This is a genomic window from Hyphomicrobium sp. (assembly GCF_019744875.1).
Lineage (GTDB): Bacteria > Pseudomonadota > Alphaproteobacteria > Rhizobiales > Hyphomicrobiaceae > Hyphomicrobium_C.
This window is the reverse complement of record NZ_JAIETU010000002.1, coordinates 1-22003: the sequence shown is the minus strand read 5'-3', so window position 1 is coordinate 22003 and position 22003 is coordinate 1. Positions and strand designations below refer to the sequence as shown.

Here is a 22003-nt window from a genome sequence, read left to right as displayed (position 1 = left end):
TGGAAGCGCAGAGCGTGCGCTTCGCGCGGGATGCCGCAGCGTCTCGGCCCGTCGGGATTACATCCCTTACAGGCTGCAATGTCCCAAGAGCAAAATCTGGCCATCTGGTGGCTTTTGCATCCGGCACATTTTCACTTTGTCCGCAATGAAGCGCCGAACGGACGTTCGATCTCCGTCACGGAGCAATCCCTTCCAATGACGGATCGTCCTTTGGCGGCAAGACAGGTTTCGGTAGGGGTATGAGATCGATGGACTTGGATTGGCCGCCCAAGGCCGCCGGATCCAGCACGCCTCCGCCGGACGGATCGCCGCCGGGCGTCGCGCCCTGCGAGATGTTCCTGATGTTGACGCCTTCGATGTGGCCGTCCGTTGCGCTCATCCCGACATTAGGGGCTAGATCTGCGGCACCGGCCTTGCCACCCTGTGCGTTACCCTTCTTGATCTCTTCCTGGGCCACCGCAGCCTTGGTGGCGAGCGCGGGCGAATACGGCAGAAGGTACGCGCGCGGCTCCCCGCTGGGAATATTGTTATCGTCCAGAGCCTCTACCCAAAGATGGATAGAGCCAGGCTTGCCCTTCGACAAGTTGGGTTCTACGACGCGCGCCCACAAGACCTGGAACCGCTGTGGCACGGCCGTCGCGGACGACCACCCGACCAGCCCCTGTGACCAGAAGAAGACGCCGACAGTGAAAGCGAACATTGCCACTATCGCCGCAATCTTTGCGACGCGGTAAATCGGGATACGGATCAGAATGATCAGCAACAGCGCGACAAGCGCGGCGTATGCGAGCACCAAAAGAAAGATGTAGCCCTGAACCGTCATTGTGACCCGCCGTTCATGGATGGATCGAAAAACGTCTGCAGGATCGAGCGTTCGACCTCGCTCGTGCTCACCACTTCTCCCTCGGCGTCGAGCGTGAACCGGGCGGCCGTCTTCTCGACGCTCGAGCCCTGAACTTCTAGCGTGCGTTTGGCGACGACGCTGACCCGCGGATTGAGCTTTTCGATCGTAACGGTTACAGGCACTGCCTGGCTGGTTAGTGCGCTGAAATGATAAATGTTGACCGTGTACTCGCCTGCGACGATACCGCGGATGCTTACCAACTCCTGGCGCGCCGAGGATCGGATTTTCTGAGTCCCGACTGTGATGAAGTCGTTGGCGCCGCCCCGGTTGTCTCGCTCAAGCGACATGAACCCCACGTCGCGTCTGCGATACCAGACGACGTTGCCAATCGGGTCCTGGACGAAGAGATCGAAGTCGTCCGGATGGTCGTCCGGCCAGGTCATTGAGATGAAGAACTCAGCCTTATTGTCGACCTTGCCATCATCTTTCTGCTGCGAGATGGCGAGGAAGGCTATGAAGAACAGGAAGGCGACCACCTGAAGCGCTTTAAATAGTACAACGCTCAGGGGGTCGAACGGCGGCTCGCTTGGGCGGAGGCTGAATTCGTCGATCATTGCGCCATGTCCCTGCGCCGTTGAAGAACGGGGATGACGCAGACCTCTGTCAACGTGACTGCCGAAGTAAAGAGCCGGGACGTTGCGGTCTCAACGAACTGGTACTGAATTTTAATGAGGATGGACGCAACGAGACCCGCGAGCGTGGTGTACATGGCGACGGCCATGCCTTCGCTCATCAGCGCCATGGACGATTTGATGGCGGCCTGATCGTCGGTATTGAGGCCAGCGATCGGCGCCAACATCATGATGAAGCCGACGATGGTGCCGAACAGGCCGAGCTTCATCGCCAGATCGCTGGTGAAAGCACCACTTCTGTTGCCGCTGCTCAAGCGCTCCCCTAGCACGCGGAGCAGGATCGTTTGGTCGAAGCCGTTGCTCTCGCCAGTGAGTTCGGATTTTTTGACGAGATTGCTTACGTGATCGGCAACGACGCCAGCGCTGGCGGCTTGTGTAATGGCGGCCGAGAACGGATCACGATGTGCGCGGATAGGCGCGCTCAGGAGTGATGAGATCTCTTGCGCGAGATGACTGCCGGCCATGGCCTCCCGCGAGATCGCAACCGCACGCCATAGGCAATGCAGCGATGCGGCAATGTAGATGAGAGCTATGACGCTCGTGATGTGCGAGGGATCGGACGTGAGCGCCTTCTGCGCCAAACCGTAGAACCACAGCAGCAGGAACGCGACCACGGTGAGGCCGGTGAAGATCAGCCACGGCAGAACCGGATCGTCGGAACCGCTAAGTCGTGACCTAATGCTGTTTATCAAGCCTTGCGAAACATGCGTCGCATTGCCGTTCATGCGTGTCTGCCTTTGATTGTCCCAGTGTGCGGGACGATAGGCAGTTCGCGGCAGGCTTCTCAGAGCCGAAAGCCCGATAGGGCACGGGCATATTGCCTGATGTCAAAACTGAGAAGTTCGCTTTCAGTCGTCGGACAGTTGAGGCTCGGCGTGTTCGATGCGCACTAAGCCCGCACCGGCGGCAAGCCAGACCATATGCGCATCGTTGCGAGCACCAATTTTGTTTTTTATGGCGTAGTGCTGATTGCGTACGGTTTTCGGGCTGAGATGCAGAAGCTGAGCGATATGCTCGCTTTCCATGCCCGACGCCAACAAGCGGAGGATCTCTGTCTCGCGCGGCGTGAGATCCGCGACGATCTGCGACCGCGGCTCGAGCCGGTCATCGGCGATGACCTGAGACACGTCCGGTGACAGCGCGCGCCCGCCGGACGCGACAGTGGACACGGCCCGTATCAGCTCGGCAGGACCGCTGCTCTTGGTAACGAACCCCGAGGCTCCTGCCTCGAATGCCTTAATCGTCATCGCGGCACTGAGATGCATGCTGAACACCAGAATGCGAGCATTCTTGTCCCACTGCCGGATGTGGCGAACCGCCTCGACGCCGCTAGCACCCGGCATAGCGACGTCCATGACCACGACGTCAGGCCCGAACTCCTTATAGGCATGGTAGGCACTCTGAGCGTTGTCTACCTCAGCGCAAACCTTGAAGCCCGGTTGTCGCTCGAGTAGACGCCGGTATCCCTCACGCACCACGGGGTGGTCGTCGACGAGCAGGATCGAGAGACCAGTCATGCCGCCTCTCCCACTGGGAAGTCATCATTCGAGCCCGTGAGAGGGATCACGGCAGAGATGCGGATGCCTGCCGTAGAATTGGCGATAGAGAGCCGACCGCCGAGCGCCGCTATTCTTTCGCGCATGCCGACAATTCCATACCCTTCGCCGGTTCCGACGTGCATGGCGTCTCCGCCGCCGTCGTCCTCGATGGCGACGCTGACGACACGGCTTTCCCGTGTCGGATACTCGACCTCGAGCCGCACCTCGCTTGGCGAACCATGCTTCACCGCGTTGGTGAGGCACTCTTGCGCGATGCGATAGATGTCGGTTTCGACCTGATCCGGCAGCTCGGTCATCTGGCCAACGAGATTTAGATGGAAGGCCGTGCGTGAGATCGACCGCGTCGTATAGTCCGAGACGAGGTGGCGGAGCCTGGTGGCAAGGTCGAGCTCCTCAGTGTTCGGCCGCCTGAGGCGAACGAGCGTGCTGCGCAAAGTGGTCATCATGCGTTCCTGCACGGCAGTGATCTTGCGCGCATCCTCGGCGATCTCTTCGCTGCCCGATGCAGAACTCGACTCGATGAGTGTCGCCAAGGCGACGGTGGCCGTTAGGCATTGACCGAACTCGTCGTGAAGCTCGCGCGCCAAGGCGCGGCGTTCCTCCTCCTGGACCTGCATCAGGCTGCTGGTCAGAGCTGCGCGAGCCGTATTGGTGCGTGCGAGCTCTTCGGCAAGATCATTGACGGCGCAAGCGATATGATCGAGGTCCTTGGGACGGAAGCGCGGCAGGCGCCACCGATTGTTGCCCTTCTGAAGTTCCCGCAACCCATTGATGATGGTTCGTGCGGGCATTAGTGCGTGTCCGATCATGAGGGCTGCCAGCACAGCAATGCCTGCAGCGAGCGCGCTCGCCACGGCGGCAATCACGGATACGCGGCTCCAAGATTGCCTGAGGGCTGCATCCGGATCGGCTACGGTTACGAAGCCGCCTGCGTCCTTGTCGCGGACGGAGAGGGCGCGCGAAACCGGCTCATGCGCGCCGAGAAAACTCGTGTAAATGGTTGCGAACCAAGCTGGCGCTGGATGACCCAGCGTCTCGACTTGGCTGCATAGACGCCGGGGCTGGTCTCCTGGCGGCGCGAACGAGACGCAAACGCCCGGCGAGATGATGGTTAGCGTCGAGAGCGTCTCCCAGTCAGGCATAGGCAAGAGCGTGTCCTTGCTCATGCCGTCGCGCCAGACGAGCTTCTGCCAGTAGAGGCTTTGGAGCTGGCGGCCCATCCGATCGGCCGACGCCGCGGTTTCGCGCTCGATCGACCTATGGGCGTCGAGCATCACCCACCAGAAGGCGCCTGCGAGACACAGGACAACAACGGCGACGAGCCTCACAAGAAGATGCATCAGGAGCGACATGGCTTAAGACCCTCTTTTTTCGCCTGAGCGGGGACTATGCACCAAGACGGGCGCGAATAAATGTGCGGGCGTGCACATCGGGCATATTGCCCGTTGCGCACCGTGTAGCGGGCCCTTCCGACAACGGCCGGCGACTGCCACTTTCCCCCTGGCATGACCAACGACACGACAGCAGATCAGCGGCACGTGCCGGTCATCGCCGGCGCGTTCTGCGGTACTCCGTTAACGTTCGCGCCCTCGGACATGCTGACCCCAATGTGACCGGACTCGCAACCTGCAGCGCCTGCTTCCCGTCTTGCCGCTTCCGGCCACGTCCGCATTTCCCCCGCGCCACGAAAGCCCCACTCTCTCTTTCCGGATCCACGGCGAAAGCGTAGAATTGGCGACAATATCCCAAGCGGGCGTTTGCCCGCTGCAACGTCGCGCAGATCTCGGCGGGCTCCGCACATGATCAACGGCCTTCGGGTGCTTCTCATTCTTGGCTGCCTCGCCGTGACGATCACGGGACATCCGGCGCGCGCCACAATTCAGGAAGAAAGCTGCATCGAGCCGGACGTCGAGTATCCGGTCCCCTGCGACGACGACGAATAGGCAGATCCGTTAGGTCCCCATCCGCCCCGTGGCGCCTGCCTTAGCGCCCAGCGGTCCTGACGGGCGCGTTGCCGCGCCCATGAGCGATGGCGGAACACGGAGGGATATGACGCGTTCGTATGTCAACACAGTTGGCAGCCCAGGACGCCCAATAATGCCTAACCCTCGCAATACACGCCGCGAACACTCAGCCGCGACGAGCAGCCGTAGCCTGTGCCGCCAGCCACCGATCCCGCCCCGCGCCTTCACAGGATCCCGGATCGCAGGCCTTCAGCTCCCCCGCATCACCGGCATGATCGGCGCCGTCGCGTTGGCCGTGATCGCCGCAGCCCCGATCATCGTTCACACCACCCCGGCCGCAGCCCAAACCGGCGGCAGCTCCGGCGGAGCAACGAGCGGCGGAGGCGGAAGCGCTGGATCGCCCGGCGCATCTCCCGGTGCAGGTCCGGGTGTCGGCGGCGCGACCGGAACAGGCGTTCCATCCGCGCAATCACCGTCGCCCGCAATGCCCGCGCCGCCGTCGGGGCCGCAGGTCAATTCCCCGGCCAACCCGCCCTCCACCGTACCCGAACGCAATACGGGACTTCGCCCCGTCCCGTCGGCCGGCAACGCCGAGCCCAACTCGCCGATTTACCGGCAGGATCGCGAAGCAAGCCCGGCCGGCCGCGTCCCCAGCGGCGACCCGACCGCCGCAGGCAACCGCCAACCGCAAACCGGCGAGATCCCGAACAGCACAGGCGGCACCGCGGGAAACGGCGCGAGCTCGGGCGCAAGCGGCGCGGCTTCGGACGATCTCGGCGGAACGCAGGTCGAAACGACCAAGGCCCCCTCGTCGATCAGCGACGAGCCGAACCGGATCAAGCGCGGTGGCGGGGCGGCAGGCGCCGATATGAAAAGCTGCATGGACGTGTGGGATTCGAGCACGCACATGACCAAGGAGCAGTGGCGCACGACGTGCAAGCGCCTCGGGCGCTAAGCGCCCGCGCCGCGTTCGGCGACTCGCGCGCCCAACGCACGGACACGAGCGAAGCTTGGATAAGTGCGCAACTTGAATGAGATACGGTCGCGGGCGCGCAAATGGCAGAGCGCCCGTCCATCATATTCGTTGATAAGCTCAGCAGGTCTTCTTGGTTCGCTCACGCGGAACCGCCGCCTACCTTTGGCCTCAGTTCACGATTTCCAGAGGAAGGACACCATGTCGATCACCCGCATTTCGCGCCGCGCCGCCATTGCTCTCGGCGTATCGGCCAGCCTCGCCGGCGCCACGTTTGCCGCCAGCGCCACCGAGCTTCTCAACGTCTCCTACGATCCGACGCGCGAGCTCTATCAGCAGTTCAACGCCGCCTTCATCAAGCATTGGAAGGCTGAAACCGGCGAAGACCTGACCATCAAGCAGTCGCATGGCGGCTCCGGCAAGCAGGCTCGCGCCGTGATCGACGGCCTCGAGGCCGACGTCGTGACACTCGCCCTCGCCGGCGACGTGGACCAGCTTGCCACGAAGGGCAACCTGATCTCGGCCGACTGGCAGAAGAAGCTGCCGCAGAACTCCGCGCCCTACACGTCCACGATCGTCTTTCTGGTCCGCAAGGGCAACCCGAAGGGCATCAAGGATTGGTCGGATCTCGGCAAGGACGGCGTCGAGGTCGTGACGCCGAACCCCAAGACCTCGGGTGGCGCGCGCTGGAACTATCTCGCAGCCTGGGGCTACGCGCTGAAGCAGGACGGCGGCAGCGAGGAGAAGGCCAAGGATCTCGTCACGAAGATTTACAAGAACACGAAGGTTCTGGACTCGGGCGCACGCGGCTCGCTGACCACCTTCACGGAGCGCGGCATCGGCGACGTGCTGATCTCGTGGGAAAACGAAGCCTATCTCGCCACCAAGGAACTCGGACCCGACAAGTTTGAGATCGTGACGCCCGCCGTCTCGATCCTGGCCGAGCCGAGCGTGACCGTCGTCGACAAGGTCGTCGACAAGAAGGGTACGCGGAAGGTGGCCGAGGCTTACCTGAACTATCTCTACACGCCCGAAGGCCAGGACATCGCCGGCAAGAACTACTACCGCCCGCGCGATGAAAAGGTCGCCGAGAAGTACAAGAGCCAATTCTCGCCGGCCAAGCTCTTCACCATCGACGAAGTGTTCGGCGGCTGGACGAAGGCAACTGAAGTGCACTTCAAGGACGGCGGCTTCTTCGACCAGATCTACGGCTCGAAGAGCTAATCGAAGGTCTCAAGGTTCTGCCGCTTCGGCCCGCTCTCTGAGAGCAACCGGCCGGGGCGGCAGGCCCACCTCGAACCAGCATCTCCCGCGCGTATCGCTCAGTCACAGTTGAAGTTCCAGTCAAGCCGCCGCCCGGCGCAACGTCAGTCTTCCCGTCCGACTTTCGAATTCAGGAGCAACCGGCCATGGCCCCAGAGAGCGCGACAGCATTTGTTTTCGCAGCCGCAGCGGGCCTCGCTTTTGCTGCCATCCGTACTCAGATTTTCCGTACTCACCACGCGGCCACAACTCTTCCGATGATCTCGAAACCCGAGATGTCGCCGGCCGCGATCTCCTCTCTGCTCTGTCGATGCTCGCGCTCTGCCTGACGCAACTCCGCGACGACATCCACTCGAGCTTTGCAGGACATCCATCATGACGACGACCCTGATTATCCCGGGCCTCAATTCCAGTGGCCTCGCCCACTGGCAGACCTGGTTCGAAACCCGCCTGCCCGACGCCGTCCGCGTCGTCCAGAGCGACTGGAAAAGCGCCGACCTACCGCAATGGTCGCGCCGCGTGCGCCGCGAAATCTCGCGCCACGAAGGCCCGATTCTGATCGCAGCACACAGCTTCGGCGTACTCGCCGCCGTCCAGGCGGCCGAAGATCACCGCGAGCGCATCGCAGGCGCGCTCCTCGTTGCGCCCGCCGACCCGGACAAGTTCGGCGTCTCCGAACACTTGCCCCAAGGCCGGCTGGGCTTTCCGACCACCATCGTGGCTTCGCTCAACGACCCCTGGCTCAGCATCGACAAGGCCGCGCGTCTGGCTGCGCGATGGGGATCGAACTTTATCGACATCGGCGCGGCCGGACACATCAACGCCGAAACCGGCTTCGGGCCTTGGCCCTACGGATTGGCGCTTCTTCAGCAACTCGATCCCCAGCGCGCCGCAGACTTTGAAAGCGCGACTAGCGAACCAATTTCGCGGCAACCGGCCAGCCACAGCCTGCGCCCAGAGATTGCGGCCCGGCCCAAGGCAGCCTGACGCAAATCAAGACGTGTAAATGCCGACGATAACGGACTCGATTCTCATCTAGGCGACAGTTTCGAGACAATAAAACAACAGCGCCATCGCATTGCGAAAGGACATCGGAAGCAGAGCTTGAATCACACCATAGGAATCATGGAAAATACGAGAAATATCAAAACGTTATAGCAGATCTAACATCTAACATAGTGGAGACGGATATGGTTGGGGGAGTTTGGGCACGCGGGGGAGTGCTGGCGGTGTTGACCGCCGGGCTGCTCGCCTCTGCAGGCACGACCACGGCGAGTGCGGCGGATCTCGGGGGAGATTGCTGCGCGGACCTGGAAGAGCGCATCGCCGAGCTTGAGGCGACGACAGCTCGCAAGGGCAACCGCAAGGTCTCGCTGGAGATTTACGGCCAGGTCAACCAGTCGGTCATCTACTGGGACGATGGCTTCGAGGATAACGCGTACGTCGTGACGAACGACAACTCGCGCTCGCGCATCGGCTTCCGCGGCAAGGCCAAGATCGACGGCGACTGGGAAGCCGGCTACCGCCTCGAGATCGGCATTCGCACCGCCAACTCGAAGCGCTTCACCCAGTCCAACCCGATCGGCAACGACACGTCGACCGACGTCGGCTTGGATACGCGCGACGCCTACTGGTACGTCAAGAGCAAGACCTATGGCGCCGTCTCGCTCGGCACGCAGGCCGCAGCCTCCGACGCCATCACCGAATCGAACCTGACGCAGACCAAGGACTTCGCGAAGTACTCGGACGTCGAGGATACCGGTCTCGGTCTCTTCCTGCGCTCCAGCAACGGCGGACTGTCGTCCCTCTCCTATCGCCGCCTGCTGATCGACTCGGGCGACCAGCCCGGTGAAGGCGATCGCCGTCAGGATTCGATCAAGTACGAATCGCCGACGTTCGCGGGCTTCACCGCTTCGGCCTCTTGGGGTGGCGACGACTACTGGGATATCGCACTGCGTTACGCCGGTGAGTTCGGCGGCTTCAAGGTCGCCGCGGCTGTCGGCTTCCTGCAGATCACCGACGGACCCGAGACGAAGCATGAGTGCCAGGCGCGCGGCGGCGGCATTCCGAGAGACGAGGATTGCCAACACTTCGGCGGCTCGTTCAGCGTCGTGCACGAATCTACCGGTCTGTTCCTGAACGCGGGCGCCGGTACCGTCACCGACGACGTGCTGAACACGACGGCGCGCTTTGCCGGCACCAACGCCGACGACGAGGCCAACTTCTGGTCGGTCCAGGCTGGTATCGAAAAGAAGTGGCTCCCGCTCGGCAAGACCACGATCTACGGCGAGTACTATGACTACGAGGGTGGCGCGATCAATCGCGGCATCACGGCGGGCGACGCAGTCAACATTCCGGGCTTCGGTGCCTCCTCGATCTGGAACACGGGGCTGCAGGTCTACGGCTTCGGTTTGGCCCAGGGCTTGGATAACGCTGCGACCGTTCTCTATCTGTCGTACCGCCACGTCTCGGCTGATCTGACGCTGCGCGACAACGCCACCGGCGCGTTGGGCAACGCCGACATCGAAGACCTCGATCTCGTCAACGCCGGTGCGATCATCAAGTTCTGATACCGCTTCTCCCGGTCTTCAGACGAAGGAAAGGGCTGCGCCGCAAGGCGCGGCCCTTTTCTTTGAGCAGCCCCTCATTTGTGCGGGCACTCGAATGCAGCGATTTGCATAAGCTCAGCAGAACTTCTTGGTTCTGTCACATCGAGCGCCCCACTAGCGTGCTCACATGTCGGAACCACAACCTCACAATATTCAGATGCCGCCTGCACGTCCTCGCACCAAGCAGGCGAGCGCTCAAAAGCCGCTGGATTCAGCGACCCAGGTCGCCAAGCTGGTAGGCGACAGCCTGCGCACGATCCGCCGCCAACAGGGCCACTCGCTCGATACGCTCGCGCGCGCTTCAGGCGTCAGCCGTGCCATGCTCGGCCAGATCGAAACCGGCAAGAGCGCCCCCACAATCACGCTGCTCTGGAAGGTCTCCAAGGCGCTCGGCGTGCCCGTCGCCATGCTCATCGCGCCACAGGACGAGCCGAGCTATCAGATCGAGCGCAAGGACGCCGCACGCATCGTCAGCGCCGGCAACGGACGCTTCGAGGCGCGCCCGATCGCACCTACGGACGATCCGGCCGAAACGGCCTTCAAGCAGCTCCGCATCGCCCCTGGCCACCGCGAGCGCATTGCCGCATCCCGCACCGCGACCCGCATCAGTCTGGTCGTCGGGCGCGGCACGCTTGAGTTAACCATCGGAGACGAGCCTCCCGTGCGTCTCGCCGAAGGGGACGCCGTTTTCTTTTCTTCGACGCTCAAGCACGTTCTTTCCAACACCGGCCCCGACGAGAGCATTCTCTACCTCGTCGTCTCGCCCCAGCGCACGTGTCGTCCCTGACACTGCCGCGCCCTCCGCTGCGGCTTAGCGCTTATCCCGATATCGATTGCAGTTCTTATTCGTTTGGGCCCCGCTGGGGCTCCGTCATAGTCCCACGCACGGAAGAGTATCGCAGAGGGGGAAACCATGCGGATCAACACCAGATCGATCGAAACGATCGCGGCATGGAGCGGGCTTATCGGCTCCATCGCCATCGTCGCCACCATCGTCCTGACCTGACTAGGAACGTCAAATGCCACGCGCACACAGGGTCTTGCCGGGGTTTGGGCTCTCGCTCGGATTTACGCTCGCCTACCTCTCACTGATCGTCCTCATTCCGCTCTCGGCCGTGTTCATCAAGAGCGCAGGCATGGAGCCCGCGCGCTTCTGGCAGGTCGTCACCTCGGAACGCGTGGTGGCCTCCTATGAGCTGTCGTTCGGCATGTCGCTGCTGGCCGCGGCCATCAACATGGTGTTCGGCCTGCTGCTGGCCTGGACCATCGTCCGCTACTCGTTCCCGGGCCGCAAGCTGATCGACGCGCTCGTCGACCTCCCCTTTGCGTTGCCCACTGCTGTTGCCGGCATCGCGCTGACGGCGATCTATGCGCCCAACGGCTGGATCGGACAGTTTCTCGCGCCTCTCGGCATCAAGGTCGCATTCGGACCCGCCGGCGTTCTCGTCGCGCTCGTCTTCATCGGCTTGCCGTTCGTGGTCCGCACCGTGCAGCCGATCCTCGAAGATTTCGAATCCGAGTTTGAGGAAGCGGCCGCGTCCCTCGGCGCCTCGCGCTTCCAGACCGTGCGCCGTGTCGTGCTGCCCGCATTGATCCCGGCGCTCCTGACCGGCTTCGCCCTCGCCTTCGCCCGCGCCGTCGGTGAGTACGGCTCGGTTATCTTCATCGCCGGCAACATCCCGATGGTGTCGGAAATCACGCCGCTGATGATCATCACCCGGCTCGAAGAGTTCGACTACGAGGGCGCAACCGCCATCGCCAGCGTCATGCTGCTCGTCTCGTTCGTGCTTCTCCTGATCATCAACAGCCTGCAGGGCTGGATGTCTCAACGCGGCCGGAGGATCTCATAGTGTCTGGCGCAGTCGCAACGTTATCCGGCCGCGCGCCCTCGCGCGAAACCCGCTTCGAAAGCCGCGTGGCCACGCGCGACAGCACCTGGGTGAAGACCGTCGTCCTCACCGTCAGCCTGTCGTTCTTCGCCCTCTTCATCGTGCTGCCGCTGGTCGCCGTGTTCGTCGAAGGTTTGCGCAAGGGGTTCGGCCCCTACTTCGCAGCCCTGGTCGAGCCGGACGCAGTCTCGGCCATCAAGCTGACGCTGCTCGCCGCCGCGATCTCGGTGCCGCTCAACCTCATCTTCGGCCTCGCCGCCGCATGGGCCATCGCGCGCTTCGATTTTCGCGGCAAACAGTTCCTGATCACGCTCATCGACCTGCCGTTCTCGGTGTCGCCCGTCGTCGCCGGCCTGATCTACGTGCTCGTCTTCGGCGCGCACGGCTGGTTCGGAAGCTGGCTGTCGGACCACAACATCCGCATCATCTTCGCGGTGCCCGGCATCGTGCTCGCCACCATCTTCGTGACGGTGCCCTTTGTCGCCCGCGAGCTCATCCCGCTCATGCAGTCGCAAGGCCGCGACGAAGAGGAAGCCGCCGTCACGCTCGGCGCCTCGGGCCTCAAGACGTTCTGGCGCATCACGCTGCCGAACGTGAAGTGGGCGCTTCTGTACGGCGTTATTCTCTGTAACGCCCGTGCGATGGGTGAATTCGGCGCCGTGTCCGTGGTCTCGGGCCACATCCGCGGCGAGACGAACACCATGCCGCTCCACGTCGAGATCCTCTACAATGAGTACCAGTTCGCAGCCGCCTTCGCCGTCGCCTCGGTTCTTGCCCTCCTCGCCCTGGTGACTCTGGCACTCAAGACCTATGTCGAATGGCAAACCGAACGCAACGCCGCCCCGGAGACTGAATAATGAGCATCGAGATCCGCAACATCGTCAAAGCGTTCGGCAACTTCCGGGCCGTCGACAACGTTTCTCTCGACTTGCCGAAAGGTGAGCTCGTCGCCCTCCTCGGCCCCTCGGGCTGCGGCAAGACCACGCTTCTGCGCATCATCGCCGGCCTCGAAAGCGCCGACGAAGGCCATGTGCTGTTCGAAGGCAAGGACGCGACGTCCAAGCACGTCCGCGAGCGCCAGGTCGGCTTCGTATTCCAGCACTACGCCCTCTTCCGCCACATGAGCGTGTTCGAGAACGTCGCGTTCGGCCTGCGCGTCAAGCCGCGCGCCACACGGCCCAGCGAGGCGCAGATCCGCGAGCGCGTCCTGCGCCTGCTCGATCTCGTGCAGCTCTCCTGGCTCAAGGACCGCTTTCCGGCCCAGCTTTCCGGCGGCCAGCGCCAGCGCATCGCGCTTGCCCGCGCCCTCGCCGTCGAGCCGCAGGTGCTGCTGCTCGACGAACCGTTCGGCGCACTGGACGCCAAGGTCCGCAAGGAGCTGCGGCGCTGGCTGCGGCGCCTGCACGACGAGCTGCACATCTCGTCGATCTTCGTCACGCACGATCAGGAAGAGGCCCTCGAGGTCGCTGATCGCATCGTGCTCATGAACAAGGGCCACATCGAGCAGATCGGTACGCCGCGCCAGATCTACGAGGAGCCCGCGACGTCGTTCGCGTACTCGTTCATCGGCAACGTCAATGCGTTCCGCGGCAAGGTCGAGGGCGGCTACGTGCGCGTCGGATCGGATCTCTTGCCGCACTCCCGCACAGATCTTTCCGATGGCCAGCCCGTCATCGCTTACGCGCGCCCGCACGACACGGAGATCGTCGCCGACGGCCCGGCCGCCAACGGCGTCGCGGCCCGCGTCAATCGCGTGCTGACCAACGGCAACGTCTCGCGCGTCGAGCTGATCGCCAACGGCCCCGACCGCGGCGTGGCGAAAGACTACTTCGAAGTCGAGCTTGGCGCGGAAGAACTGGCCCAGCTTCAGCTTGCCAATGGCCAGCGCGTGCGCATACAAAGTCGCCGTCTCAGTGTCTTCGAAGATCAGCCGCTAGGATAATCCTCCGTGAACTTCCAGCAGCTTCGCATCATCCGCGAGACGGTCCGGCGCAACTTCAACCTCACTGAAGTCGCCAACGCGCTCAACACGTCGCAATCCGGCGTGTCGAAACACATCAAGGATCTCGAGGACGAGCTTGGCGTCGAGTTGTTCGTACGCCGTGGCAAGCGCTTCCTCGGGCTGACAGAGCCCGGGCGGGAGCTGATCGGCATTGTCGAGCGCATCCTGCTCGACACGCAGAACATCAAGAAGCTCGGTGAGCAGTTCTCGAACAAGGACCGCGGCCAGCTCTCGGTTGCGACCACGCATACCCAGGCGCGCTATGCGCTGCCCGCCGTCGTCACCGCCTTCAAGAAGGAGTTTCCGAAGGTCAATCTCGTGCTGCACGAGGCAAGCCCGATGGAAATCGTCTCGATGCTCCAGGACGGCCGCGCCGACATCGGCATCGCCACCGAAGCCCTGCAGGACGTACCGGAGCTGGCGGCGTTCCAGTACTACACCTGGCACCACGGCGTTATCGTCCCGCCCACAAGCCCGCTCGCCAAGGAAAAGAAACTGACCCTCGACGCCATCGCCGAGTGGCCGATCGTCACCTACCAGCAGGGCTTCACGGGACGCGCGCGCATCGATGAAGCCTTCGAACGTGCCGAGGTCGTGCCCGACATCGTCATGACCGCCCTCGACGCGGACGTGATCAAGGCCTACGTCGAGCTGGGTCTCGGCATCGGCATCATCGCGTCGATGGCCTGCAGCGCCGAGCGCGACCCGCACCTCCGCCTGCTCGATGCCCGCCACCTGTTCGACGCCAACACCTCGCGCATCGCGGTACGCCGCAACACGTATCTGCGCGGCTACGCCTACCGGTTCATCGAATTGTGCTCGTCCGACCTGACCGAGGCGACGGTGCGCGAGCAGGTCAACACCGGCAAGCCCGACGGCGCGCACTGATCGATCTCTCGCGACCTCACGTCAGGCGCAGGCTCCTCGCGCGCTGAGATCAATCGCGCTTGCTGCGACCGCGATCGGCACCGAGGGCCGGGCGCAGAACGTAGTGACTGACGCCCCACTCGCGCCCGCGGCGATGGCCGAACTGCTCCGCCGTCGCGAGGAAGAACAACCGCCAGCGCCGATACCACATCGGCGCGTCCGCCCCATAGGTCGCCTTGAAGATCTCGCGGATCTCGGCGCCATGCCGGTCGAAGTTTCGCAGCCAGTCTTCAGCCGTGCGCGCATAGTGCTCGCCGCTCCAGCGCCAGCTCTGCTCGACCGTGACGCTCGACGAGAATTCATGGATCAGCCGCTCGCTCGGCATGATGCCGCCGCCAAGCGCTGGCCGGCCGAACAGGTCCGCCGATGTGTTGCGCGTGAGATAGGGCGTCGTCGCGTGCGTCACCACATGCAGAAACACGCGCCCGTCCGGCGTAAGCCACGTCCGCATGCGCCCCAGAATCTCGGCCCAGTTCGGCAAGTGCTCAAACGTCTCGACCGACACCACGCGATCGAAGCGCTGCGCCGGCCTGAACGCGTTGACGTTCGCCGTGATCACGCGCAGGTTCCGGATGCCGCGCTCGGCCGCCTGCGCTTCGATGTAGGCGCGCTGCGAGTTGCAGCTCGCCACCGCGACGATCCGCGATGCCGGATAGTGGCGCGCCATCCAGAGCGACAGCGAGCCCCACCCGCATCCGATCTCCAGCACCGTCTGCCCGTTGCGCAAGGCCGCGTGCCGCGCGGTCTCGCACAGCGCCGCCTCCTCTGCCTCCTCCAGCGTCGTGGCGTCCGACGGATAGAGGCCGCACGAGAACTTTCGCTGCGGCCCGAGCACCAGCTTGAAGAAGTCCGCGGGCACGTCGCAGAGCGGCAGGTCGAGATTGACGGGCGCCGACATCGGAAAATCGGCCATCGCGCGCGCGAAGGTCGCGGTCGCCGCGGGATCGGCATTGGCCAGCGAATGACGCTTGCGCCCCAGGACCATCCGGACCGCCAGCCGTGACGCCGCATCCGGCAGCGGCATCCGCGCGAGAGAGCGGATGGCCGCTGGGATCAGGCCGGTGCCCGGAGCGTGATCAGACATCGTGAGTGGTTCCCGGGGAAAACGCGCTTCGCACTGACGATCGGCGCGGCGCTCTTATCCGTGGGGGTCACCATAGGCTTTTCCGGCCGCCTCTCCCCCGAGACGTAGCGAAGCAGCCGGGGAAGAACTTGCCGCATGATTCCGCCGATCTGCACGATCATCAGACGTGCAACCAAGCGCCGTTGTGCCGCCCACGCGCCGCGCTAAGCGGACCCACCGCCCGGATGCCAACGGTCACTCGTTGTCCTTGGCGTCCTTGTCGCTCTTGGCGTCTTTTTTGAGGGTCGAGCCCGCCTCCTTGAACTTCATGAGATGGGCATCGTCCGCCGCACCCCTCGTCTCGGCCACGACACCGAACTCCAGGGGCTCGTCCTGGGCGTAGCGCTTGCCGAGCCGGTAGGCGATCTCCGCCCGCGCCGTCTCGACCCCGAGGTAGAAGGCGTGTCCCGCGTCCGCCCGCGTATCCAGATGCGGAAACAGCTTGAACGGATCCTCGGCCACATGGTGGCCGGCCTTGTTGTAGATGTGGACCCCGTCCTCCGCGACCTCGATGCGGTAGTTGGCGTCGCGGATCTGCGACGCGAGCGTCTTGATCTCGTTGGAGGTCGTGGCGAAGCCGCGCCGGTCGCGCAGCGCCATCAGTCCGCCGCCGAAACCCTGCGGCAGCGAATTGGCTTTCTTGGCCGCATAGAATTCGCGCCGCGCCCGGTCGAACTCGCGGATCGCCGTCCGGCAGTGCGGGCTCACCTGCACGGCGAGCACGGCCGTGATGTCGAGCTCCGAGCAAAGGCCCATCAGGATCGCGTTGATGCCGGTCGTGTCGGCGTCCGTCAGCTCGGTCACGTTGCCGATGCCCATCAGGATCGGGATGTCCGGCCGCCGCTTACGCAGATCGATGTAGCGCGCAACGGACGCCGCAAACCCGTAGTGGATCGGATCGAGGATTGGGTCGGCGTAGTACGGCTTGCCCTTCGCGATCATCATGTCGATCGCCCGGTCGAGCGAGTCCATGTCGGCCGCGCCCGCCGACACGAGGATCGGCACGGCCGGCCCCTCATCGGCGATGGCAATGGTCTTCTCGGAGAGGCTGAGCAGGAAGTCGGCGCCCGCTTTCGTGGCGCGCGACAGCTCCTCGGCATTGAAGGAATCGACGCTCACCCGCACGCCGTCCGCATGCAGCGCCGCAATCGCCTCTTCGAGATGGGGAAACGGACTGTCGGGCAGGCACCCGAGATCGATGACGTCCGCGCCATCGGCACGCAGCACGCGCGAGCGCTCGACGATCTGCGCCGGCGTCATCAGGGTTGCATCGACGATCTCGGCAAAGATCGTCATGTTGTGCTGCGAGAGATCGACCGGCTCTTTCGCGTGCCCGAGATATTCCGGCAGGTCCGCCACCTCGTCCGGCCCGCGTTCGAAGCGCGTACCGAAGTGATCCGACAGCCGGTCGAGATCGCCACGGAACCGGCCGGGCATCACGACGCGATCCGCCCCTTCGGGCAAGGTCAGCCGCCGCTCGACAATTTCCGTCGTCATCAGCGCCGCGACCTTGACGCCCACGTTGGCAACGATGGGTTCGAGCGCGTCGCTGGCCACCTGGTCGGCCACACGCTGCACGCGCGGCTCCGCCAGCGACCCCGTTACAAGCACCACGCGCTCGGCCATCTCAGCCTCTCAAGTTCCGAATAGAAGTCTCTTGTCGCGCACCATACGCCCCCGCCTCAAGAGCGCGTGGCGTCACGAGGCCTCTTGAGCCCAAAGAAATCGTCGCGCCACACGGCGATCCCCTCCCGCATGACATGGTAAACGACCTTTCCGACCGCTTCCCCGATGGCCGTGTGGAGGCCCGCGAAGTTCGCGGCTTCACCCTCCTGCGGGGCCGCGACGACGATGCAGTCCGTGCCCGTGCCCGTCACCTGCACGCCGCCGCGCGGAACGAACGCCTCGATCACCGCCAGCGTGCGCGCCTGCGTGGCGATGGAAATCGTCTCGATCAGCCCCGCCTCGGTGAGAGGTTGCGAAACGTGGACCAGCGTGTTGATCGTACCCGGCACGCGCACCGGAACCGCCGAGCGTTGCCCGACGCGTTCGCCGTTCGAAAGCCCCACTGTCGCAAGGCACGTCGCCGTGCAGCCCTCCACCGTCGCCTGCGCGTGATGGTAGCGCGTGATGGTGCGCGACGTGACGAGCGTCACGGCGTCCCCCAGACCGTCATCTGAAAAGGTCCGCTCGATCCAGTGCAGCGGATCGGCGCCAGGCGGCAGATCCGCGTTGCGCACTTCGAGCCACGCCACCTCCCGCGCCACCCGAAATCCCGGCTTGGTCAGCGACCAGCTCAGCATCGACTGCGGCGCATCGAACGAGGCGATCAGGAACGGCGCGCGACATGAGAGCGCAAACGGCAACCGCGACGCGCCGTCAGGCGGTGAGCGACCCGGACCGTCCGGCCGGTTTTCGTCCGCAGTGTCGAGCAACGGATACGGCATCCCTGTTCAGAGCCAAGCGGCGGATGGCGAGCTGTGCCCCGCGCGTGTCGCAACGATGTGCCACGTCTGTATCCAAAATGAAACGACGCTCAGAACATTCGCGCCGGGCACCTTGACAGACGGCCACACATGCGGCGCTTTAGAGGCGTGACGGTGTTGCCACGCATGCAAGTGCGTGGATGACTAAGAGGGAACACGGTGAGACGCGCCAGTTCCGGCGTACAGTGTCGATCCCGTGGCTGCGCCCGCAACTGTTAGCGGCAAGTCCTTTCCAACGACGCCACTGAGGCTTTTGGGAGCTTCGGGAAGGCTGGAAAGCGACGTTTGAGCCGTGAGCCAGGAGACCTGCCTTCACAAGTCGCCCATCCCTCGTGCGGTGCGCTCGGTGGAACGGTTACCCGTAGTGGCGGCTGATGTGCAACCGATTGGGAGCAACGTCAGGTATGGCCGGGGTATCGATCACCCTTTGAACTGAGAACGTCGGGCTCGCGGCCGCGAGCAGCGCAAGGCGTCGCGGACATCCGCAGACGCCAGGGCGTTGCGCTGTAGCCGGAGACACGATGTTGGCCGCATCTGCTGGGGCTTCCGTCATCATCCGTGACGGGGGGACTTGTGTCTTATTCAGTTTACACGACCGCAGAACGAGCGCCGAAAGGCACCGCACGGCGCGCGCTGCTGTCATCGGCCGCAAGCATCGCACTTCTGGCGATCGCCGCGCCGGCCCACGCCCAAGGCGTGACGCAGCTCGAAGGCATCGTCATCAACTCCGCCAACCGCACGCCGACGGAAGCGGCCAAGGTCGGCTCCGCGGTCGAAGTCCTGACCGAAAAGGACATCCAGAAGCAGTCCAAGACCTACCTCAAGGACTATCTCGAACAGCTCGCCGGCGTAAGCTTCAGCCAGAATGGACCTCCGGGAAGCTCGACGCGTCTCAGCGTGCGCGGCGTCGGCCTCAAGTACGTCAAGGTTCTCGTTGATGGCATCGACATCAGCGACCCGTCAGGCACCACCACCGAGACGCATTTCGAGCATCTTCTCGTTGGAGACGTCTCGCGCATCGAGGTCCTGAAGGGCTCGCAGAGTACGCTGTACGGCGGCGACGCCATCGGCGGCGTGATCAGCGTCGAGACAAAGAAAGCGACGAAGCCGGGCTTCTCCGTCAGCGGCGGAGCCGAAGGCGGCCAGTACAATACCTTCAACGGCGCGGCAACCGCCGGTTATGCCGCGACCGATGGATCCAACATCTCATTCACGGTTCAGGGCGTCGACACCGACGGCTTCTCGGCGTTCGCCGACGGCATCGAAGACGACGGCTACCGCAACGTCACGTTCTCGGGCAGGGGTGAATACTACCTATCACCGTCGGCCAAGATCTTCTTCGCCGCACGCTCCCTCGACGCGCGACTGGACGTGGACGGCTTCGGTGCCGATACCATCGGCACGTTCAGCGATACCGTTCAGCACGCCGGGCGCGCTGGCATCGATTTCTCGCTGCTGGATGGCGCATTCCAGAACACGCTCGCCATTCAGGGCATGCGGATCGAACGCAACTTCACCGAACAGTTCGGCGACAGCTTCTTCGACGGCGAACGCGTCAAGGGCGAGTACAAGGGCGTTTTCTCGTTCAACGAACGTCTTTCGCTGCTTTTCGGTGCGGACTGGGAGCAGACGAGCTTAGAGAACAGCAACATCAACTATCGCCCCGAGGCAGACGTCGCGGGCTATTTTGCGCAGCTCATGATGGAGCCGATCGACGGCCTTGTTCTGACCGGCGGCGGACGCATCGACGAGCACAGCACGTTCGGCCAGTTCGAAACGTATCGATTGACGGGCGCCTACCATGTGTCCGCGACCGACACGAAATTCCGCGCAACCGTGGGCACCGGCTTCCGGGCGCCCTCTCTCGACGAGCTTTTCGGCGGCTATCCGGCTTTCGGCCTCGTTTTCTACGGCAACCCGGACCTGCAGCCGGAGGAAAGCCAGAGTTGGGATGTCGGCATCGACCAAGGCTTCCTCAACGGACGCGTAAAGCTCGGCGCCACGTACTTCGAGCTCGACACCGAAAATGCGATCGCGTTCGCAGGTCTCGGCATCCCGGGTCAGCCCAACATGATCAACATCCCAGGCGTCACTGAGCGTAAGGGCGTGGAGCTGACGGGCACCGCGCTGATTACCGAAGGCGTCGCCGTCACGACGGCCTACACCTACATCGATACGGAAACGCCCACCGGAGGCCGAGTGCCATTCGTTCCGCGCAACGCCCTGACCGTCGGCATTGACCTCCAGCCCATGGACAAGGTCGAGCTGAACGTCACAGGACGTTACGTCGGCGACCCCTTCCAGAGCAATTTTGTCGAACTCGACGACTATTTTCTGCTGAGCGCCAAGGCATCGTACGAATTCACGCCGGGCTGGAAAGCCTACGTTCGCGGAGACAATCTGCTCGACGAGGAATACGAAACGATCGACAGCTACGGCACCGCGGGCCTCTCGGTGTTCGGCGGCATCACCATGTCGTTGCCGAACGACTAACCGGAATGGACAGGGAGGTCCGGGCCGCGCGCTGTGCTGCATCACACGCCGGGCCGGGTTTCCTTGTTCCTCCCTTTCGGCCAGACAATTGGCGGGAAGGACAATTGGCCTGAAACAAGGTATGTCGCAGCGAATGCCGAGCGCGTAAGCTGCGACAGAATATAGTTTTTGCAAACCAGGACATGACGATAGGCCCCGCCGAGAGCGCACCGAGCCGGACCACTGCGGTCATCCTGAGCGCGGTATTCTCGCTCGCGCTGCACGGCAGCGTTCTGGCCGCGGCGTTCGTCTGGCTTGAGAGCGATCCGGGCGCCATTCCCGTCCCTACTGACGCGATCAGCATCGAGCTCTTTCAGACCGAAGTTCTGGAAGCCGTCGAACAGGCCGCCTCGCTCGAAGCCGCCGCTTCCCCCGCAACCGTCGAAACTGAAGCCGGCGCCCAGCGCGACGCCGCAGCTTCTGCCGCCGCCATGGACGTCGTCAAACCCGCCCCAATCGAGGAGATGGTGGCCGTCGCGCCGCCCGACCCGGACACCGCCGAGGACGCACCGAAGGGTCTCGACGTTCTCAAAGGTGATCTCGAGACGCCCGACGCGGCCGGCACGGAGCACGCACGTCCGGCACCGCCTCCCGTCAAGGCCGAAGCGCCTCCCACCAAGGCCGAAGAGCGCCCCCGCAAGCCGCAGGAAAAGACCAAACCGCAGAAAACGGCCAAGCTCACCGATCCGTCAGCGACCGACAGAACGGACGCCAAGGCCAGCAAGAAGGGCGGCGCACCCTCCAAGGCCAACTCCGGCTCGGCGGCGTCCAAGGCCCGCGTGTCCGGCAGCACCGGCTCGTCAGTCAACTACGCCGCCATGGTCCGCGCCCGCGTCGCCGCCCGCAAGCCCGGCGGCGGCGGCCGTCGCGGAACGGTTGTGATCGCCTTCGGCGTCACGCGATCGGGCGGCCTGGGCTACGCCAGCATCGCCCGCTCGTCCGGCGATCCCGGCCTCGACCGCAGCGTCCTTGCCGCCGTCCGCGGCGCTTCCTTCCCGGCACCGCCCCCCGGCGCCGGCACGCGCTTCGCCGTCCCCTTCCACTTCCGCTGACGGCCCGTCCCCCCACTGCCCACTGCCCACTGCCCACTGCCCACTGCCCACTGCCCACTGCCCACTGCCCACTGCCCACTGCCCACTG

General features: G+C 64.0%; 20 protein-coding genes and 1 riboswitch. Of the genes, 12 read left to right on the top strand and 8 right to left on the bottom strand.

The window, feature by feature from the left end:
• Window positions 1-175 precede the first annotated feature (175 nt).
• The 5 genes from K2Y42_RS00175 to K2Y42_RS00155 form a co-directional block, all read right to left on the bottom strand.
• Window positions 176-823, bottom strand: a complete 648-nt coding sequence (locus K2Y42_RS00175) for a hypothetical protein (RefSeq protein ID WP_291147140.1) — start codon at window positions 821-823, stop codon at window positions 176-178.
• Window positions 820-1458: a hypothetical protein gene (locus K2Y42_RS00170; RefSeq protein ID WP_291147138.1), complete on the bottom strand. Its 639-nt coding sequence runs from the start codon at window positions 1456-1458 to the stop codon at window positions 820-822. The genes K2Y42_RS00175 and K2Y42_RS00170 overlap by 4 nt, the downstream gene beginning before the upstream one ends.
• The gene (locus K2Y42_RS00165) at window positions 1455-2261 is read right to left on the bottom strand and encodes a MotA/TolQ/ExbB proton channel family protein (RefSeq protein WP_291147136.1); all 807 of its coding nucleotides are present in this window, start codon (window positions 2259-2261) and stop codon (window positions 1455-1457) included. Before K2Y42_RS00165 ends, K2Y42_RS00170 begins: the two co-directional genes overlap by 4 nt.
• A 123-nt stretch (window positions 2262-2384) precedes the next feature.
• Window positions 2385-3053, bottom strand: a complete 669-nt coding sequence (locus K2Y42_RS00160; protein WP_291147134.1) for a response regulator transcription factor — start codon at window positions 3051-3053, stop codon at window positions 2385-2387.
• Window positions 3050-4447, bottom strand: a complete 1398-nt coding sequence (locus K2Y42_RS00155; RefSeq protein ID WP_291147131.1) for a histidine kinase — start codon at window positions 4445-4447, stop codon at window positions 3050-3052. The genes K2Y42_RS00160 and K2Y42_RS00155 overlap by 4 nt, the downstream gene beginning before the upstream one ends.
• 447 nt (window positions 4448-4894) lie before the next feature.
• Between K2Y42_RS00155 and K2Y42_RS00150 the strand changes: the two genes are divergently transcribed.
• The 10 genes from K2Y42_RS00150 to K2Y42_RS00105 all read left to right on the top strand — a co-directional run bounded on the left by K2Y42_RS00150 (window position 4895) and on the right by K2Y42_RS00105 (window position 14683).
• Window positions 4895-5038 (top strand): hypothetical protein, encoded by a 144-nt coding sequence (locus tag K2Y42_RS00150; protein ID WP_291147128.1) that lies wholly within the window; start codon window positions 4895-4897, stop codon window positions 5036-5038.
• Window positions 5039-5330: 292 nt separating this feature from the next.
• Entirely contained in the window at window positions 5331-6014 is a 684-nt protein-coding gene (locus K2Y42_RS00145) for a hypothetical protein (RefSeq protein ID WP_291147125.1), read from the top strand.
• A 219-nt stretch (window positions 6015-6233) separates the two neighbouring features.
• Entirely contained in the window at window positions 6234-7256 is a 1023-nt protein-coding gene (locus tag K2Y42_RS00140; RefSeq protein ID WP_291147123.1) for a sulfate ABC transporter substrate-binding protein, read from the top strand.
• Between the two features lie 414 nt (window positions 7257-7670).
• Complete coding sequence (locus K2Y42_RS00135) at window positions 7671-8282, top strand: alpha/beta hydrolase (RefSeq protein ID WP_291147121.1); 612 nt, start codon at window positions 7671-7673, stop codon at window positions 8280-8282.
• Window positions 8283-8485: 203 nt separating this feature from the next.
• Window positions 8486-9865, top strand: coding sequence for a porin (locus K2Y42_RS00130; protein WP_291147118.1), 1380 nt, complete (start codon window positions 8486-8488; stop codon window positions 9863-9865).
• 196 nt (window positions 9866-10061) lie between these two features.
• Complete coding sequence (locus tag K2Y42_RS00125) at window positions 10062-10691, top strand: XRE family transcriptional regulator (protein ID WP_291147116.1); 630 nt, start codon at window positions 10062-10064, stop codon at window positions 10689-10691.
• Window positions 10692-10923: 232 nt separating this feature from the next.
• Window positions 10924-11754 carry a sulfate ABC transporter permease subunit CysT gene (gene cysT, locus K2Y42_RS00120; RefSeq protein ID WP_291147114.1) on the top strand — a complete coding sequence of 277 codons (831 nt, stop codon included), beginning with the start codon at window positions 10924-10926 and terminating at the stop codon, window positions 11752-11754.
• Between the two features lie 65 nt (window positions 11755-11819).
• Window positions 11820-12650, top strand: coding sequence for a sulfate ABC transporter permease subunit CysW (gene cysW / locus K2Y42_RS00115; protein WP_291150098.1), 831 nt, complete (start codon window positions 11820-11822; stop codon window positions 12648-12650).
• A complete protein-coding gene (locus tag K2Y42_RS00110) occupies window positions 12650-13735 on the top strand; it encodes a sulfate ABC transporter ATP-binding protein (protein ID WP_291147112.1) in 1086 nt (361 codons plus the stop codon). The genes cysW and K2Y42_RS00110 overlap by 1 nt, the downstream gene beginning before the upstream one ends.
• Window positions 13736-13741: 6 nt before the next feature.
• A complete protein-coding gene (locus K2Y42_RS00105; RefSeq protein WP_291147110.1) occupies window positions 13742-14683 on the top strand; it encodes a CysB family HTH-type transcriptional regulator in 942 nt (313 codons plus the stop codon).
• A gap of 49 nt (window positions 14684-14732) precedes the next feature.
• Here K2Y42_RS00105 and K2Y42_RS00100 read toward each other — a convergent pair whose 3' ends face one another.
• The 3 genes from K2Y42_RS00100 to K2Y42_RS00090 all read right to left on the bottom strand — a co-directional run bounded on the left by K2Y42_RS00100 (window position 14733) and on the right by K2Y42_RS00090 (window position 18280).
• The gene (locus K2Y42_RS00100) at window positions 14733-15806 is read right to left on the bottom strand and encodes a class I SAM-dependent methyltransferase (RefSeq protein ID WP_291147108.1); all 1074 of its coding nucleotides are present in this window, start codon (window positions 15804-15806) and stop codon (window positions 14733-14735) included.
• A 234-nt stretch (window positions 15807-16040) separates the two neighbouring features.
• A complete protein-coding gene (locus tag K2Y42_RS00095) occupies window positions 16041-17471 on the bottom strand; it encodes a DUF6513 domain-containing protein (RefSeq protein WP_291147104.1) in 1431 nt (476 codons plus the stop codon).
• Between the two features lie 56 nt (window positions 17472-17527).
• On the bottom strand, window positions 17528-18280 hold the full coding sequence (locus tag K2Y42_RS00090; RefSeq protein ID WP_291147102.1) for an adenosylcobinamide amidohydrolase: 753 nt from the start codon (window positions 18278-18280) through the stop codon (window positions 17528-17530).
• Between the two features lie 146 nt (window positions 18281-18426).
• Window positions 18427-18660: riboswitch (cobalamin riboswitch) on the top strand.
• A 244-nt stretch (window positions 18661-18904) separates the two neighbouring features.
• Here K2Y42_RS00090 and K2Y42_RS00085 point away from each other — a divergent pair.
• Window positions 18905-20824: a TonB-dependent receptor gene (locus K2Y42_RS00085; RefSeq protein ID WP_291147099.1), complete on the top strand. Its 1920-nt coding sequence runs from the start codon at window positions 18905-18907 to the stop codon at window positions 20822-20824.
• A 182-nt stretch (window positions 20825-21006) separates the two neighbouring features.
• Entirely contained in the window at window positions 21007-21915 is a 909-nt protein-coding gene (locus tag K2Y42_RS00080) for a TonB family protein (protein ID WP_291147098.1), read from the top strand.
• The last annotated feature ends 88 nt before the right edge of the window (window positions 21916-22003 follow it).